Origin of the sequence: Lentiprolixibacter aurantiacus, assembly GCF_026241225.1 — a bacterium.
In the GTDB taxonomy this organism is placed as follows: domain Bacteria; phylum Bacteroidota; class Bacteroidia; order Flavobacteriales; family Flavobacteriaceae; genus Lentiprolixibacter; species Lentiprolixibacter aurantiacus.
This window is the reverse complement of record NZ_JAPFQP010000003.1, coordinates 1-17,258: the sequence shown is the minus strand read 5'-3', so window position 1 is coordinate 17,258 and position 17,258 is coordinate 1. Positions and strand designations below refer to the sequence as shown.

The 17,258-nt window shown below is 44.5% G+C and carries 9 protein-coding genes; 7 read left to right on the top strand and 2 right to left on the bottom strand.

The annotated features are described in order from the left end of the window. The first annotated feature begins 20 nt into the window (after positions 1–20). Positions 21–2,393, top strand: a complete 2,373-nt coding sequence (locus OO016_RS09520) for a GumC family protein (protein ID WP_266012996.1) — start codon at positions 21–23, stop codon at positions 2,391–2,393. On the opposite strand, the gene OO016_RS09515 is transcribed toward OO016_RS09520, so the two are convergent. Both OO016_RS09515 and ppdK read right to left on the bottom strand, forming a co-directional pair. Further along, positions 2,390–3,130, bottom strand: a complete 741-nt coding sequence (locus tag OO016_RS09515) for a tyrosine-protein phosphatase (RefSeq protein WP_266012993.1) — start codon at positions 3,128–3,130, stop codon at positions 2,390–2,392. The genes OO016_RS09520 and OO016_RS09515 overlap by 4 nt on opposite strands. 75 nt (positions 3,131–3,205) lie before the next feature. Then, positions 3,206–5,938 (bottom strand): pyruvate, phosphate dikinase, encoded by a 2,733-nt coding sequence (gene ppdK / locus OO016_RS09510; RefSeq protein WP_266012990.1) that lies wholly within the window; start codon positions 5,936–5,938, stop codon positions 3,206–3,208. A 207-nt stretch (positions 5,939–6,145) separates the two neighbouring features. Here ppdK and OO016_RS09505 point away from each other — a divergent pair, with 207 nt between their 5' ends. From OO016_RS09505 to OO016_RS14440, 6 genes are all read left to right on the top strand, one after another. Then, positions 6,146–6,916, top strand: coding sequence for a DUF481 domain-containing protein (locus tag OO016_RS09505; RefSeq protein WP_266012987.1), 771 nt, complete (start codon positions 6,146–6,148; stop codon positions 6,914–6,916). Between the two features lie 116 nt (positions 6,917–7,032). Continuing rightward, positions 7,033–9,846 (top strand): helix-turn-helix and ligand-binding sensor domain-containing protein, encoded by a 2,814-nt coding sequence (locus OO016_RS09500; protein WP_266012984.1) that lies wholly within the window; start codon positions 7,033–7,035, stop codon positions 9,844–9,846. Positions 9,847–10,199: 353 nt separating this feature from the next. Next, positions 10,200–13,379 carry a glycoside hydrolase family 2 TIM barrel-domain containing protein gene (locus tag OO016_RS09495; protein WP_266012982.1) on the top strand — a complete coding sequence of 1,060 codons (3,180 nt, stop codon included), beginning with the start codon at positions 10,200–10,202 and terminating at the stop codon, positions 13,377–13,379. 11 nt (positions 13,380–13,390) lie between these two features. After that, a complete protein-coding gene (locus tag OO016_RS09490) occupies positions 13,391–14,821 on the top strand; it encodes a glycosyl hydrolase family 16 (protein WP_266012980.1) in 1,431 nt (476 codons plus the stop codon). A 9-nt stretch (positions 14,822–14,830) separates the two neighbouring features. Then, positions 14,831–15,775 carry a glycoside hydrolase family 16 protein gene (locus OO016_RS09485; RefSeq protein ID WP_266012978.1) on the top strand — a complete coding sequence of 315 codons (945 nt, stop codon included), beginning with the start codon at positions 14,831–14,833 and terminating at the stop codon, positions 15,773–15,775. A gap of 11 nt (positions 15,776–15,786) precedes the next feature. Further along, positions 15,787–17,258, top strand: a 1,472-nt coding sequence (locus OO016_RS14440) for a PKD domain-containing protein (RefSeq protein ID WP_304608103.1), incomplete at its 3' end; no start/stop codon positions are given.

Genomic DNA, 17,258 nt, shown 5'->3' with positions numbered 1-17,258 from the left:
GCGTTATAAGCTAGCTTTTAATGGAAGAAACAAGAAAAGAGTTTTCGTTCACTACCCAATTTAAAGAATCACTTAGAAATTATACGCGTCAAACTAAATGGTTCATTATTACCCCAATTATTGGGCTAATAACAGCTTATATAATTGTTCGTTATGATGTGCCTCAATATTTGGCACAGGCATCTATAAAAGTCCGGAATAATGAGTCTTCTGAGTTTGATGTTTTTAGCGACCTGGATATTCTTTCAGATGAAGGTAGCTATGCTATTGAAGATGAAATCCTTGGACTAAGTTCTCAAGGAAATTTCATGGAAGTTGTAAAGAACTTGGGACTAAATTTAAAAGTATTTGGACTTGGCCAGGTAATCGACTCCGAAATTTATAAAAACAGGCCTTTTACCGTAAATTTTATAGCCCCGGATTCAATAATAAATCAGTCCAATTATACTTTTTTTATTAGGATATCCTCAAACGAAACCTTTGGATTAGCTAATAAATATGATGGAGATTACAAAGTTTATAAGTTTGGTTCCAGTGTGGAGACCCCCGTTGGAGGCATGGTAATTACTCCTAACTACAGTGATTATTCCTCCTTATATGGTAATCGATACCGTGTTGAATTGCGTTCGGTTTTCTTTACGGCCTATTCCTATCGTAATCGCATGCAAATCTTACCAGTACAGCCAGGATCGAGTGTATTGGACGTCTTTTTAGCAGATCCAGTTCTTCAAAAAGGAAAAGATATCATTAATGAACTGGTTCGGGTACATAACGTCAGCACGATAAATGCTAAGAGAATTACAGCTGATCGTACTTCTGATTTTATAGACCAGCGAATCATTAGCATTTATTCAGATCTTTCAGCGGTTGATTCCACAGCCGAGGATTTTAAATCGGACAGGCGGGTCACGGATATCGGTTCTCAATCCGCCCTGAATATGTCTGAGGGGGTAGAGGTGGAAAGTCAGTTACAGGGCGTGCAAATTCAGCTGGAAATGGCCCGTTCCTTAAAAGGCATCGTGGAAACTTCACAGGGAAATGACATTTTGCCCACATTGGAAGAATTGGGAGGAGGTATCGCTGAGGCTACCACAACCTATAACTCACTAGTGGAGCAGCGAAGGAGGATACTGGAAAGTTCCAGTGAGAGCAATCCAATGGTCCGTAGCCTGGACCAGTCCCTGCAAACCCTAAGGCAGAACATCGAATCCAGCCTGAATAGCGCAACGAACAACCTGAATTTGCAGGCAAATAGCCTTAGCCAGCGAATGGCTACCATTAATTCACGCCTGTATTCAGCTCCCAGGAATGAAAGGACGTTACGAGATATAACAAGAAGGCAGGAAACCAAAGAGGCGCTTTACCTGTATTTATTACAAAAACGTGAGGAGTCACAAATTGCCTTTGCCTCTACGGAGCCCAATATTATAGTGATTGACTCGGCATATTCCCTGGGAGGGACCGTAGGTCTTGATCCAAAACTGATCTATTTAGCCGCTATTTTTCTTGGAATGCTTATACCTTTTGGAATTATTTACATAAATGACCTCCTCGATACTAAAATTCACAGTAAGATTGACCTGGAGCGCATTGTTGGGGATGTGCCGATTTTAGGTGAACTCCCAAAACTAGGTAAAAAAGACCGCAAGCTGGTAAGGTTAAAAGACCGTTCAACCTTTGCCGAGGCTATCCGGATATTGCGAACTAACCTAGATTATGTGCTTTCGGATAAACTTAAAAAGACCACTGGAAAAACCGTTTTGATTACTTCCAGCATATCGGGTGAAGGCAAAACCCTGATTGCGTCTAACCTGGCTTTAATCATAGCCACCTCGAACAAAAAGGTCCTTTTAATTGGGGCCGATATACGAAACCCCAGTTTGGGAAATTTTTATGGAAAGCTGAAAAAAGAGGCAGATAGGGAAATGGGATCCCAAAATAAGGGATTAACGGAATACCTTCACAACAAATCAATAGGCTTGAATGAAATTGTCAGCAGCCACGAGATAGAAGGGATTTCTGTTGATGTGATATTCTCGGGTAAAATACCGCCAAACCCAGCAGAACTTATCCTAAGTGAACGCCTTGGGTACTTATTTGATAAGGTTTCTGAAAAGTACGACTATATTATTATTGATTCAGCACCTATGATGCTGGTAGCCGACACTATTTCCATAGCTAAGTATGCCGATCAGACATTATATGTTACCAAGGCTGCTTATACCGAGAAGCGAGTGATTGACTATCCTATTAAAGTTAAGAAAGAGGGAAAAATTACTAATCTTGCCTTTATTGTTAACAATGTTAAGGCTGCGGATCTCGGTTATGGAGGCAGTTATGGATATGGATATAACAAGAAGAAAAAATGGTGGCAATTTCGTAAAGCTTCTTAATAGAAGTTTGCGATTGTTTGCTCTAGTAAGGGCAGGTACAAGGATAACTCTTCCCGGGATAACTTCGTTTCCTTAATCACATCCAACTGTTGTACATGGTGTACGTCCGAGCCCAGGAAGTCCACATAACCGGCTTCCGCAAGTTCTTTTGCCTTCTCCTGTATGCGCTTACCGTATTGGCCCGCTAGCGACAAGAGGTTTACCTGGAATAACACCCCGTTTCGTTTGTATACTTCGTAATTTTTTAAGTCCGTGTGCAAATATGAATAACGTTCAGGATGCGCCATGATTGGAATGTAACCGGCGTCAAAAACAGCGGCCAGGTCCGTTTCAACATTCCGGGTTTCCTGGTAGAAGGACATTTCTACCAGCAGATACTTATTCCTGACTGGCATTACTTCCCCTTCCTTCAAAAGATTCTCAAAATTACTGTCCAGCATATGCTCGGCAGCAGCTTCCAATACTACATCGATCATTTTATTGGCAAGCAACTGGTTCGCCAGGAGGTTCCTGGAGCTCTTAATTGTAGCAGGTGTATTGGGATAATAATCCTGCATGATATGCGGGGTAGCAATAAACCGGTTGATTCCCAATTCCTGAAATCCCCTGATAAGTTTTAAGGAATCCTCCACCGTCTTTGCCCCGTCATCTATTCCCGGAAGGATATGGTTATGCATATCCACAAATCCTCCGAGATAGTCGGCCAGATAACGCTTTTTATGAAAGATTTCCCACATATACCTAACAATACAGGGGCAAAAATACACCGAAATGTATTAATGCCCCTGTAAAATTCCTACAAAAACGAAGCCCTAAGCCTGTTCCTCTGCAATAGCCGCCTGCGCCGCTGCTACACGTGCAATAGGTACTCTGAAAGGTGAACAGCTTACATAATTCAGCTTGTTTCGGTGACAGAAAGCCACGGAGTTGGGTTCTCCACCGTGCTCCCCGCAAATACCTACCTTGAGGTTTGGCTTGGTAGCCCTTCCGCGCTCAGCACCCATGGTGACCAGTTGTCCAACGCCTTCCTGATCCAGGATCTCAAACGGATCAGAAGTAAGCAAGCCCTTGTTCTGGTATATGCCCAGGAACTTGCCGGCATCATCCCGTGAATAACCGTAGGTCATCTGGGTAAGGTCATTGGTTCCAAAGGAGAAGAAATCGGCATGCGCTGCGATCTTATCTGCAATAAGCGCTGCACGTGGGATTTCAATCATGGTTCCTATAGAATAATCAATGCGGTCTTTTCGCTTGGCAAAAACCTGTTCCGCGGTCTCCTGAATTATTCGTTTTTGCTCCAGGAATTCGCTTACCGTACCTACAAGGGGCACCATAATTTCAGGTCTTGCCTTTACGCCTCTTTTCTTAAGGTTCAGCGCTGCCTCAATTATGGCTGTGGCCTGCATTTCTGTAATTTCCGGGTAGGTATTCCCCAGTCGGCATCCCCTGTGTCCCATCATCGGGTTAAATTCGTGCAACTCAGCCACCTTGCTGGTTACCGCAGCCACAGAAATATGCAGCTGATCTGCTACTTCCTTTTGAGCCGCTAATTGGTGAGGTATAAACTCGTGCAAGGGTGGATCCAGTAATCGTATCGTTACGGGCAAGCCTTCCATAGCCTCGAAAATGGCCTCAAAATCTCCCCGCTGCATGGGCAGTAATTTAGTTAATGCCTTTTTTCTACCTTTTTCCGTACTGGCGAGGATCATTTCACGCATAGCAACAATACGATCTCCTTCAAAGAACATATGCTCGGTTCGGGTTAACCCAATACCTTCCGCGCCAAATGTCCTGGCCACTTTAGAATCTTTAGGGGTATCTGCATTGGTCCTTACCTGCATTTTTCGGTATTTATCTGCCAACGCCATGATTTCGCCAAATTCACCGCTGAGTTCGGGTTCCTTGGTAGGTACTTTGCCGTCAATGATGTTACCTGTTGATCCGTTCAGAGAGATCCAGTCGCCTTCCTGGAATACGCGACCGTCTACTTCAAATTTCCTGTTCTTGTAATCGATCTTTACTGCACCGGCACCGGATACACAGCATTTCCCCAGTCCTCTAGCAACAACCGCCGCGTGGGAGGTCATACCGCCCCTGGCGGTAAGGATACCCTTGGCGATGTTAATCCCTTCAAGGTCCTCAGGGGAAGTTTCGATACGGGCAAGGATCGTATTTTTGTACTTGCCAGCCTCGTCGGCAAAAAATACAACCTGACCGGTTGCCGCTCCGGGAGAGGCTGGTAACCCCTGTGCAATAATATCTTCCTGGTTTATGGTTTTCGTATCGAAAACAGGGTGCAACAACTCATCCAGTTTATTAGGCTCCATGCGCATCAGAGCTTCAGTCTCGCTGATAACGCCTTCTTTCATTAAATCCACGGCAATTTTCACCATGGCAGCCCCTGTGCGCTTCCCGTTACGGGTCTGCAGTATCCATAATTTACCTTTCTGAATGGTAAATTCCATATCCTGCATATCCCGGTAATGGGCCTCCAGGGTCTTTTGATACCCATCCAGTTCCTGATACATTTCAGGCATGATCTCTTCCAGGGAAGGATATTCCTTTTTCCTGTCGGCCTCAGATACCTGCGCCAGTTCTGCCCAACGCTGGGATCCAAGTTTGGTAATTTGCTGAGGTGTACGTACTCCGGCTACCACATCTTCGCCCTGGGCGTTGATCAGGTATTCCCCGTTAAATACGTTCTCACCACTTCCCGCATCCCGGGTAAAGCATACACCTGTGGCGGAGTCATTCCCCATATTGCCAAATACCATGGCCTGTACATTCACCGCAGTTCCCCAGTCGGCCGGATACCCATGGATCTTTCGATAATACAACGCCCGTGCCCCATTCCAGCTATCAAATACGGCTGTTACAGCACCCCAGAGTTGCTCCCAGGGATCTGTTGGGAATTGCCTGCCCGTGCGTTTGTTTATGATGTCTTTAAAGTCGAATACAAGATCCTGCAAATCCTGAACGGTAAATTGGGTGTCCAGTTCAATATGTCGTTTCTCTTTGAGGTTATCGATGACTTCTTCAAAGGGATCCACATCATCCTTGGATTCTGGTTTCATCCCCATTACCACACCGGCATACATCTGAATAAACCTGCGGTAGGAATCCCACGCAAAACGTTCATTTCCTGTTTTTTTGGCCAGACCAATTACGGCCTCGTCATTTAATCCCAGATTGAGTACGGTGTCCATCATTCCCGGCATGGATACCCGGGCTCCCGACCTTACGGATAATAAAAGGGGGTTGTTGGTATCGCCCCATTTAGTTCCCATCTGCATTTCTATCTCCCGGACGGCTTCCGTGACCTCATCTTTAAGGTAGCCTACTACGGTCTCCTTTCCAAGATCGTTGTACTCTGTACATACTTCTGTGGTTATTGTAAAGCCAGGGGGCACCGGAATGCCTATGGCGCTCATTTCTGCCAGGTTTGCGCCCTTTCCTCCCAGGAGATTGCGCATTGTTCCATTTCCGTCTGCTTGTTTGTTTCCGAATTTAAATACTCGGGCTTTTACGGGTGTAAGTGTTTCCATGGATATTACTTCTGTTGTTTAATTGTGCTCGAAATTAAGCCCATATTTGTGTGATTTTCATGACAATTATCATATTCATATAAATACCTTTGACTGTGTAACTTAAGTCACCCAATATTCCTGTTTTTCCGGTTTTTGTAAAGGCCTGCGGGGAAAATGAGGGAAAAACAATACCTTTAATTCCAGCCAATCAAAACAAAACTGATTTTGAAACCAACCCTGAGCACATTCCTATTTTTACTTGCCTTTTTATGGCATTCAATTCTATTAAGCCAGCTGGTCAACATTGAATCCAGGCGCATGCAGACCGATTCACTGCGCTTTGTCTTGAAGTCGGACCTTTGGTTCAGTTACTCCGACAATGATGGTGCCTACCTCCTTCAGGTTGGCAGTGGTTTATCTACCCAGTGGAAAACTAAAAACTACAAAGGGATCCTTTATTTTATAGGCAATTTTAACCTTGCCCGCAGTAGGGCCCAGGATTTTCAGAACTCCTGGTTCTTTCACGTCCGATACAACCAGAAACTTTCGGATTTAGTGAGACTGGAAGGTTTTGTGCAGAGTCAGAACAATGAACTGCTCTCTATCAATTCCCGCAACCTCCTGGGGGCTGGCATTCGCTTGAAATTTATTTCCACGGACGATATAAAAGCGTACATGGGGAATTCCTATATGTATGAGGTTGAAGAAAGCGATGATTTTGGCCTGAAGCTATACAACCACCGTAACAGTTCCTACCTGTCAGTTTCGATCAGCCTTGCCGATAATCGCCTCGACCTTACCAATACCATTTATTATCAACCTTTATATCGTGATTTCAATAATTATAGAATATTGCAGCAATTCAAGGCCGAGGTTCCCATTACCAAAAAATTGAAATTTTCCGGTTTGTTCAACTATTTCCTGAATAGCCTGACACCTGCCGGAGACAGCGAGTATTCTTCCTTGCTAAGTATGGGCCTGACTTTTGAAATCTGATATGGTGCTACATCCGGAATACAGGCCATTAGGGTACTCTATAGCCTTACTTTAGCTGCTTTTTCTTAACTTCCCATTGAATTACCGGGATTTTAAACTTACCCTGGTGGCATGCTATGAAAATATTCTTCAGATCCCTGTTCATAGTCCTGATTTGTTTTACAGGCATTGAGGCACAGGAACTTCCTCCTGTCCAGAACTTTGCACCTGCCGATTACGCTGCGGAAAATCAGAACTGGGCCATCTCTCAGGCTGCAGACAAGCGAATTTTTGTAGCCAACAATGAAGGGTTGCTGGTTTACAACGGAGCTAAATGGATTTCATACCCCTCTCCCAATGGTTCCATAATGCGCTCGGTCTATGTAGATGATAATCGCATATACACTGGTTGCTATATGGAATTCGGATACTGGGAACCGGATGATTTCGGGATATTACAGTATAAAAGCCTTTCCCACTCCATAAAAAATCAATTGGTTGAAGACGAGGAGTTCTGGACTATCCTTCCGGTTAACGGCTACCTTTTGTTTCAGTCCCTCAACCGTATCTATGTCTACAATAAATCAAGCGCTACCTTTTCCATAATTGATTCCGAAAGCAGAATTCCCAAAGTATTTGCCATAGGTCAGCAGGTTTACTTCCAGAAAATGGGGCAGGGGCTCTATAAAGTAGAAAACGGAGATGAGATACTCCTGCATGATGATGAGCCAGTTCAACAGGACGAAATAGTTTCCTTATTTGAAATCGAGGAGAATGTCATTTTATTAACTCGTAACAACGGTTTCTATCAGATGGCAGGGAGTTCGCTGGAAAAATGGAGTACGCCAGATGAATCCCTTTTCGATGAGATCAGCATTTATAGTGCCCTGCAAATGGAAGACGGGCATATAGCCCTGGGAACTATCTCCAATGGTTTGCTTATACTTGACGACAGGGGTAGAGTAGTTTACAAAATTGACGAGATAAAGGGACTACGCAACAATACTGTTCTGGCACTTTTTCAGGATATGGACCAAAACTTATGGCTGGGCCTGGATAACGGAATTGCCTATGTAAACCTTAAATCTCCTTTCCGGGTATTTCGTGATAACCGGGGGGTTGTAGGTAGTATATACGCGGCTGCTGTTAAGGAAGATATTCTTTACTTGGGCACCAACCAGGGATTATTCTACCGTAATCTACATGCTCAGGGGGAGTTTCAGCTTATCCCTGGCACACAGGGACAGGTATGGTCGCTAAATATGATTGATGGCACCCTCTTTTGCGGGCACCATACCGGGACTTTTGTTGTGGAAGGTGACCGGGCAAGGCGTATCCTGCAAATTCCGGGAACCTGGAAAGTTGGCCGTATACCCGGAGAGCGGGGACTTTTGCTTCAGGGCAATTACGATGGTTTGTATGTATTGAGTAAATCAGGGGACAATTGGGGGCTGAGGAATAAGATTGAGGGTTTTGATAATTCTTCCAGGTATTTTGAGGCGTTTAAAGGGGAGGTCTTCGTAAACCACGAATACAAAGGTGTATTCCGGGTGAAGGTGGATGAACAATACAGAACGGCCAGTGAGGTAACCACAGATACAACACTTATCTGCCACAATTCAGGCATGGTCAAATATCAGGATCAGTTGATTTATGGTTGCTCTGCCGGGATTTTTGCATATGACTTTGACACCGGCACCTTTTCCAGAGACAGTCTTCTTAGCAAGGCTTATACAAAGGATACCTATGTATCCGGCAAACTCAACGTAGATGAGGGAAATGACCTTTTATGGGTATTTACTAAATCCGGTATCCAATATATTGCTATGGATAGTTTCGGGAATACGCCCATTATTAACACCATACCCCTGGCGGATAAGGACAGAAATGGTATTATGGGGTATGAAAGTGTGATTGCCATGCCCAACGAGACCGGGAACTTCCTGTTCGGAACAAGTTCGGGATACCTGACCGCAGATATTAGCTATGAGGATGAAGGTAATTTTAATGTGGTTATTGAAGGCGTGAAAAAGGGTAACGGAAGGACTGGTTTCTCAGGCGCGACAACAGTAAACCCAAATAACACTGGAGAATTTGACCCTGAAGATAATTATGTTGCATTTAGTTTTTATGTGGCTGAGTACTCCAAATATATTAGGCCCAAATACCAATATCAATTGCTGGGTATGTACCCCGAATGGTCTGCCTGGTCAGAGGAGGCTATGGCCTCATTTGAAAACCTGCCCTATGGAGATTACACCTTTAAGGTAAGGGCGAGGATCGGGAATAACCTGTCCGCCAATACAGCCACTTACGAATTCCGAATCAACAGGCCCTGGTACTTATTGAATTACATGTTAGTTATATATTCCATTGTTGGTATACTTCTTTTACTGTTCATACACCGGACCTATATTCTGTATTTTCGAAGACAACAAAAAAAATTAGAGAAAGACAATAAACGGGAGATGAAGCTGCTAAAACTTCAAAAGGACCGCGAGATTGTCCGACTTAAGAATGAACAGCTTAAAGAAGACTTTAAAAATAAAAGCAATGAACTGGCTGCTTCTACCATGAGCATTATCAAAAAGAATGAGCTCTTAACTCGTGTGAAGGAACAATTGCTGGAATCTGATAGTAAAGAGAATGCCCGCCAGTTAATCGAAATAATTAACCGTAATCTCACTCATGACGACGATTGGGAATTATTTCAGGAAGCCTTTAATAATGCAGATCGTGAATTTCTGGGAAAGCTCAAAAGTGTTCACCCCAACTTAACACCAAACGACATCCGACTTTGTTCCTACCTGAGGCTTAACCTTTCTTCAAAAGAAATTGCTCAATTATTGCATATTTCAACAAGAAGTGTGGAGATTAAGCGCTATCGCCTTAGAAAAAAGATGGACTTAAATCACGACGAAAATCTGGTAAACTACATTCTTCAACTGTAGTTACCTATTCACCCGGCATAATCAACCTCAACATTACCTATACAATCAGTATTGGTTGCCCGTCTCATCTCCTTTAAACTAAAACCCCGGCAACCCTGAAGCCCCTGTATTTATTAATTTGACAATTATTAGCGAGTATTTTGCCATGTATAGTTTTTGTAGGGGTCATTTTTGAGAAATTGACAATCAATTAGGATACCTTTAACACTGCAGCAAAAACTATGGCTTCACAACTACAACCTTTTCGTTATTTCATGGACCAGCCCTGGTTCGTGCTATTCGCCCTGTTTTCTAAGGTTCTGATTGATGAGCGCCATATTAACTAACTAATGCTCAATTTAAACTAAGATACTATGAAAAAAACATTGCTGAGTTTAGTAATTCTCTTCATTGGTACAGGATTATTTGCCCAGGTAGATCAGGTGTCTGTTCAAAAAAATTCGGATGGACATAAACTGATTGTCAATGGGCAGGAATTTATGATCAATGGTATGAACTGGGATTATATTCCCATCGGCACCAACACGGTTAATGCAGGATTCTGGAACAAATCAGATGATGTTATCAAGGCCGGGCTGGATATTGAAATGTCCCTGCTGAAAAACATGGGCGTAAACGTAATACGTCAATATACCGGAGTCCCTGCCAGATGGATCAGGTATATTTACGAAAACTATGGCATCTATACCTTGCTCAATCACTCTTTCGGGCGCTATGGACTCACTATAGATGGAGTTTGGATTGAGATCACCGATTATTCCAACCCGAAAACCCAGGAATTTCTATTATCTGAAGTGCAGAACCTGGTAAAGGACTATAAAAACACCCCTGGACTTTTAATGTATCTGCTCGGGAATGAAAATAACTACGGACTTTTCTGGGCCGGGGCTGAAACCGAGGATTTTCCGGATGACGACCAGGAGAGGCAATTCATTGGAGAGAAACGTGGCCGCCCTATGTACAGGCTTATGAACGAGGCTGCCAAACTCATGAAAGGGATGGACAGCAACCACCCGGTAGCCATTTGTAACGGTGATGTTCTTTTTATTGACATTATCGCCGAGGAATGCAAGGATGTTGACGTCTATGGAACCAATACCTACAGAGGTGTCTCCTTTACCGACATGTTTGATGTGGTTAAGGAAAAACTGGACATGCCTTTAATGTTTACGGAATTTGGAGCAGATGCCTTCAATGCTATAAGTAATTCTGAAGACCAGAAGTCCCAGGCCTATTATATGGTAGGGAACTGGAAGGAAATCTATGCCAATGCAGCCGGTTTGGGCAAAGCAGAGAATTCCATCGGAGGTTTCACTTTCCAATTCAGTGATGGTTGGTGGAAGTATGGTTTTAATGACCGGGAAGGGGCAGATGTGCACGACAACAACGCCTCCTGGGCCAATGGCGGTTATGCTATTGATTTAGCCCCTGGTGAGAACAATATGAATGAGGAATGGTTTGGTATCTGTGCCAAAGGGCAGACAGATCCACGCGGTTTGTACCAGCTATTCCCCAGGGCCGCATACTATGCGCTAAAAGAAGCTCATCAGTTAGACCCTTATGCTGAAGGAATGACCGCAGACTTTGTTGAAAATTATTTCAGCAACATCAACCTGATGGATGCCGTGCTTAAGGCCCGCGGGGATAAGGCGGCCCTGGTAGGCGAGCAGACAGGCATGGTAAGGGTTAGCAACCTGCAGGCCAGGTTTACCACATTCAATACAGGAGGAAGCCTGATAACCACACCGGAGAATGCGGATCCCGATGAAGTACAATTCCCTAGTGAACTTGGCTTCGATCATATGCAGTCATATTTTGTAGGTGTGGAAGGTGAACCAGCCGCGAATATGCGGGCCAATGTAAATGTGAACATCCTGGGTAATGTTGCCACTAACCCCATAGACGAAATATTCTACGAAAACAGGGGCCGTACCGTTTCTGTAAATACTGATGAAGGAGTTCTGGATCTTACGGATGTATCCCGGGTTCAGGTCTATAATGCCTCCTTCGATTGGAAAGCGAAAAGTTTTGATTTGAGGGGCTTCTATCGTACAGGCCACTATCACTGGGGGTACGAAGGAGACTTCTTCGGACTCTATCCGGAAGCCAACTACGGACCTAACCTGGACATCTATAACGGTGAGATCAGTGGTTTTGAAATAGACGGTAAACGGGTCTTCAAAGGGCTCAAAGTTGCCTTCGGGCCTCAATTGTGGTGGGGAGCCAACCCGGCAGTGCTGGTTAAATATAGAAGGGAACTCGGAAAGTACAATATTACCGGTGTCTTCCATGAGGATATTGACGATTTTGGAACTATTGTTTCCTCACTGGCGGTGCCTATGCCCAGAACACGACGGGCTACCATCCATGTAGAACGAGAGTTTGGCAATTTGGGGATTGAAGTTGGTGGAATCTGGGGTGGTGAACCCCTCAACGGGCGTGAATTCCAGTTCACTGAGGATAACCCCGACTTTGTTCCTACCCAGCCAATTTCAGATACCAACACAAAATACCTGGTATTTACGGATAAAGTAGATACCCGCGATAACTGGGGTGGTAAGGCTAAAATCACCTACTCTAAAGGGAAATTCAACTGGTATGCCCAGGGTGCCGTTATGGGCCTTGTAGCCGGTGGTGGTTACGATCAGACCAAAACGTTTACCGGCTGGAAGTTAAAGGATACCGGAAGTGGTAACCAGACTAATTTCCTCAGTGGTTTTACCTATCAATTCGGAAATGTGCAAATCGCACCCAACTTCATGTGGCAGAAACCCATTGTTGGGCCTATGCCTAATGACGTGCAGGGACCGGGCCGTTTGAGGAATATCCTGGACGATCCATTCTCTGTAAGGGCTAACCGTGAAATGATGGGTGGTGAGCTATTGCTTACCTGGGACCCAACTCCCGGAACCTGGATGTACGAATGGGATAACGACAGGGCGGAAGATGCCCCACTGGCTGTTAGTGCGGGGTTTGTATTCAGGCACCATCCAACGGCAATGGATGCCCACATCGGATTCCTGGGCGATCGTACGTTGTTTGCCTTCCCAAATTCGGTGCCCGCCAAAGACCTTTGGGAAACCCATGCCAGGATCGTTTCCAAGCTAGGGCCTGATTTTGGACTGATTGCCAATATGTATTTCGGAAATGCCCAGTCTACGGGTAGTGATGAAAGGACACTTGAGCGACTTGGTGCAGATATCAGGATGATCTATAAAAACATTAAAGTACAGCATGCTTTCAAGATTAACGACTGGGGACCATTTGACTACCACAGGGACTTTAACCTGACTTTCCCGGTACAGTTGATGCTGGATATTTCTACTACCATTGGAAAACCAGACTGGTTTATCCTGCCTAGCACTCAGGTAGGTATACGTGGTACCTGGAGGACACTTGATGAAAATTCTAACCGCTACCTGCCAAATGAGGCAGAAGAATTCGCAACAGATCCTATAATTAGTCCTGTTGGTTTCGGATTCGGTAACGAATGGGAGATCAGAACCTATGTACATATCAATATTGGGAAATAAAAAATAGAGAAATGAAAAACGAAAAACGAATATATTCAAGACTCGCATTGTTCCTCAGCCTGATTATTGTTGTAGGCGTAGGTTGTGAGCGAGACTTTGATTTCGGTGACGATGCACAATTTGCCAAATTTGGCAATAACCCGGATATCTTTATAGATGGTTTTAGCGCCGGCCTGGAATACCTTCCATTTGCAGGTTCTAAATTTGATGCATTCAGTGTAGATACGGATGTGAAATACTCAGGGGAGGCTTCTATGCGCTTTGACGTGCCCAATGCTTTTGACCCGGGGACATCCCTTGGTTTTGCCGGGGCAATATTCCCCGATTATGGCGGACGCGATCTTACGGGCTACGATGCACTCACCTTCTGGGCTAAAGCTTCCAAAGCTGAGACCATCAGCGCTATTGGCTTTGGTAACGACTTTGAGCAAAGCCCGTACCGTGAAACAGGAAGCAAATACCTGGTAACCAAATTTGACCTGAGGATCAGTACAGGGTGGACCAAATATATTATTCCCATCCCTGATCCGAGCAAACTGGTAGATGAAACCGGTATGTTCTGGTATGCGGAAGGGCCAGATGCCAATGGTGATGGCTATACCTTCTGGATCGATGAATTGAAATTTGAAAAATTAGGTACAATTGCCCAACCCCAGCCTGCCATTTTCAATGGCGTGGACGGGACAGGTGTGAATTTGGTAGGTACCGAAAGGCAGATATCTGGCACCACACAGACCTTTAACCTGGCCAATGGAGTTAATGAAACTGTCTTTGCTGCACCTGCTTATTTCGACTTTACTTCTTCCAATACAAGTGTTGCATCGGTTTCAGAGATTGGAATTATCAGCGCCATTGGAGAAGGTGTTACAGAGATCACAGCCACCCTTGCAGGAGTAAGGGCAAATGGTTCCCTGGAACTGACAGTAGGGGAGTTTTCCTTTGCACCAACCCCTCCGGCCCGGGATGCCGAAGACGTGAAATCCATATTTAGTGATGCGTATGCCAATGCTACGGAAAGTAATTTTACACCAGGTTTTGGAGGTTCCACTACGGAAACAACAATTTTAACCATCAATGGGGATAATGTAGCAACCTACTTCAATAACAATTTTACGGGGATAATTTTCGATAATACCATAGATGCTTCTGCCTTAACTACTTTACATGTTGATGTATTTGTACAGGAGGCGGGAACCGAAGTAGGACTTCAAATTAGGGATATTGGCGCTAATCAAACAATTGAGACAGATGTTAATACTGGTAACCCTATAGGAGACGATAAGGATTTCAGGACAACTTTAACGGGGCTAACCCCTGGAGAATGGACTTCCTTTGATATTCCGCTGGGAGGGGACATAGCCTCTCAAAAGGATAATCTGGGAGCTCTGATTTTAGTTGGCGGTCCAAACTTCACCTTAGACAATATTTATTTCTACAGATAAAAATTAACCATGAAAAAAGGAAATCAAATGAAATTGGAAAAACTTAGTTTGCTCAGCCAACGAGCCCTGTTTTTGGTTCTTGTCCTTCTTGGAATGGGATGTGCAACGGAAAGCACCCAGACAGTGGTGAATTTCACTGAATTGACCTTTGCCGAGGAGTTTGACGTTGACGGGCCACCAAATCCTGGAAAATGGATATTGGAACAAGGCAGAGGGCCTAACGAAGACGGTTGGGGTAATAATGAATTACAGTATTACCGACCCGAAAACGCTACCGTTAGTAACGGATATTTAATAATCACTGCAAAAAGAGAGCAATTCGAAGGAGCTTCCTATACTTCTGCACGCATGACCACCAAAGGAAAGTTTGAACAGCAGTACGGACGCTTCGAAGCACGTATGCGATTGCCTTACGGGCAGGGCATGTGGCCGGCCTTCTGGATGCTCGGCGCAGATATTGATACGAATCCCTGGCCTGGCGCTGGTGAGATTGATATCATGGAGAATAAAGGAAGGACGCCTTCAATAATTAGTGCCGCGCTGCACGGTCCGCCTGATGTATGTGTTGAGCCGCCTTCAACTGAAGGGCCAGATGCCTATAATGCGTATCTGAACTGCCTTCAGAACCCGAGAGATGGGTATTTTGGCGATGACCCGGCATTCAAGGAGTACGACCTGGTTAACGAGCGCGTGGATACTGAATTTCACGTCTATGGCGTGGAATGGGGACCACAATACGTCAATTTCTATGTGGACGATGTATTGTTCAAGCAATTCACCCCTGAAGATGAGGAGATAGATGGCCCCTGGGTTTTTGATAAGGGACCTTTCTATATGCTCCTGAATTTGGCCGTGGGAGGCAATTTCGACGGACCACCTAATGCAGAAACAGTTTTCCCCCAAAGCATGCTCGTGGATTATGTGAGGGTTTATAAATATAACGGACTAGACTAACATCAAATATTATGAAACAACTATTAAAAACAGCAAGCAAGTTATCCTTGATCCTTGTCCTGGCATTCTGGGCATGTGAAGAGGTAGAAAGCTTATTACCTACGGTATTTTCAAATTTCACCTATACCGTTGAAGATGGTACCGGACTGGTAAAATTCATCAATACCTCTGAAGACGCAACCAAATATGAATGGGACTTCGGGGACGGAACTACTTCTATTGAGATAAATCCTGTGAAGAAATACGGATCCTCCGGGACCTACACAGTAACCCTTAAGGCAATCAATGCCTCAGGAGCGTCTGATATGGCAACGGATGAGGTAGAAGTAACGGTTGATGTAGTAGATCCGCCTGAGCCTGGAGATTGTACAGAAGAAACAGGGCAGTCCCTCAGTGCAGCGGATTTCAACCTGAATTTTGAGACAGATCCTGGAAGTGCCATTGTTGAGGATGGTACAACCTTTTCACGTATCGCCAATCCGGATACAGGAAATGATGTAAATTCATCTTGTTTTGTAGGTCAAATTGTAAGGAATCCTGATTTACCATTTGCCAACAACCAGATTGAGCTGGACGCTAAGCTTGATTTTAACGCCAATGAAGGCTTTAAACTCAAGGTATGGGCGCCTGCTGTGGGTACTCCTGTACTTTTAAAACTGGAAGACAAGTCAAACAGTAACACCTTTGTTGAGATCGGAGTGGAAACCACTACGGCCAATGCATGGGAAGAACTGACCTTTGATTTTGCTCCTGGTGACAGTGATAAGTTCGATAAAATTGTCTTATTCTTTAATATTAATACCAATGATGGATCTACCTATTATATAGATGACCTCAGGCTATATGGAGGAGCAGGTGGAGCTACCTGTACTGCTGAAACAGAACAGTCCCTTAATGCTACAGATCTCAATATCACCTTCCAGACTGATCCAGGGACTTTAATTGAATCATATGATGCGAACTATAGTTACGTAGCGAACCCTGATTTTGAAAATACGGTGAATCCGTCTTGTCAGGTAGGTCAGATTGACCGTAATGGTTCAGCACTTTTTGCCAACAACCAATTGGTTTTTGATTCCAAGTTTGATTTCAATACCAACTCAGGATTTAAGTTGAAAGTATGGGCGCCTACTGCCGGCACTAATGTCCTTTTGAAACTGGAGGACAAGACCGATGCAGGCATCAATACTGAGATAGGTGCAGTTACTACGGTAGCTAGTGCCTGGGAGGAGCTTACCTTTGATTTTGATGCTGCAGAGAGTGGCAAGTATGACAGGATTATCCTGTTCTTTGAACTGAACACCAATACTACGGAGACCTATTACATTGATGATCTCAGGCTTTACAGTGGCGGCGGCGGTGGTACGGCCACTGAACCAACTGAGGCTGCACCAGCGCCGACTCAGGATGCTGCGAATGTAACTTCAGTGTTCAGTAACGCTTATACTAACGAAGCGGGGACGAATCCCAGGGCATTTGGTAA

Coding starts and splice junctions, on each gene's coding strand:
- OO016_RS09520 (WP_266012996.1), top strand. CDS start 21: ATGGAAGAAACAAGAAAAGAGTTTTCGTTCACTACCCAATTTAAAGAA.
- OO016_RS09515 (WP_266012993.1), bottom strand. CDS start 3,130: ATGTGGGAAATCTTTCATAAAAAGCGTTATCTGGCCGACTATCTCGGA.
- ppdK (WP_266012990.1), bottom strand. CDS start 5,938: ATGGAAACACTTACACCCGTAAAAGCCCGAGTATTTAAATTCGGAAAC.
- OO016_RS09500 (WP_266012984.1), top strand. CDS start 7,033: ATGAAAATATTCTTCAGATCCCTGTTCATAGTCCTGATTTGTTTTACA.
- OO016_RS09495 (WP_266012982.1), top strand. CDS start 10,200: ATGAAAAAAACATTGCTGAGTTTAGTAATTCTCTTCATTGGTACAGGA.
- OO016_RS09490 (WP_266012980.1), top strand. CDS start 13,391: ATGAAAAACGAAAAACGAATATATTCAAGACTCGCATTGTTCCTCAGC.
- OO016_RS09485 (WP_266012978.1), top strand. CDS start 14,831: ATGAAAAAAGGAAATCAAATGAAATTGGAAAAACTTAGTTTGCTCAGC.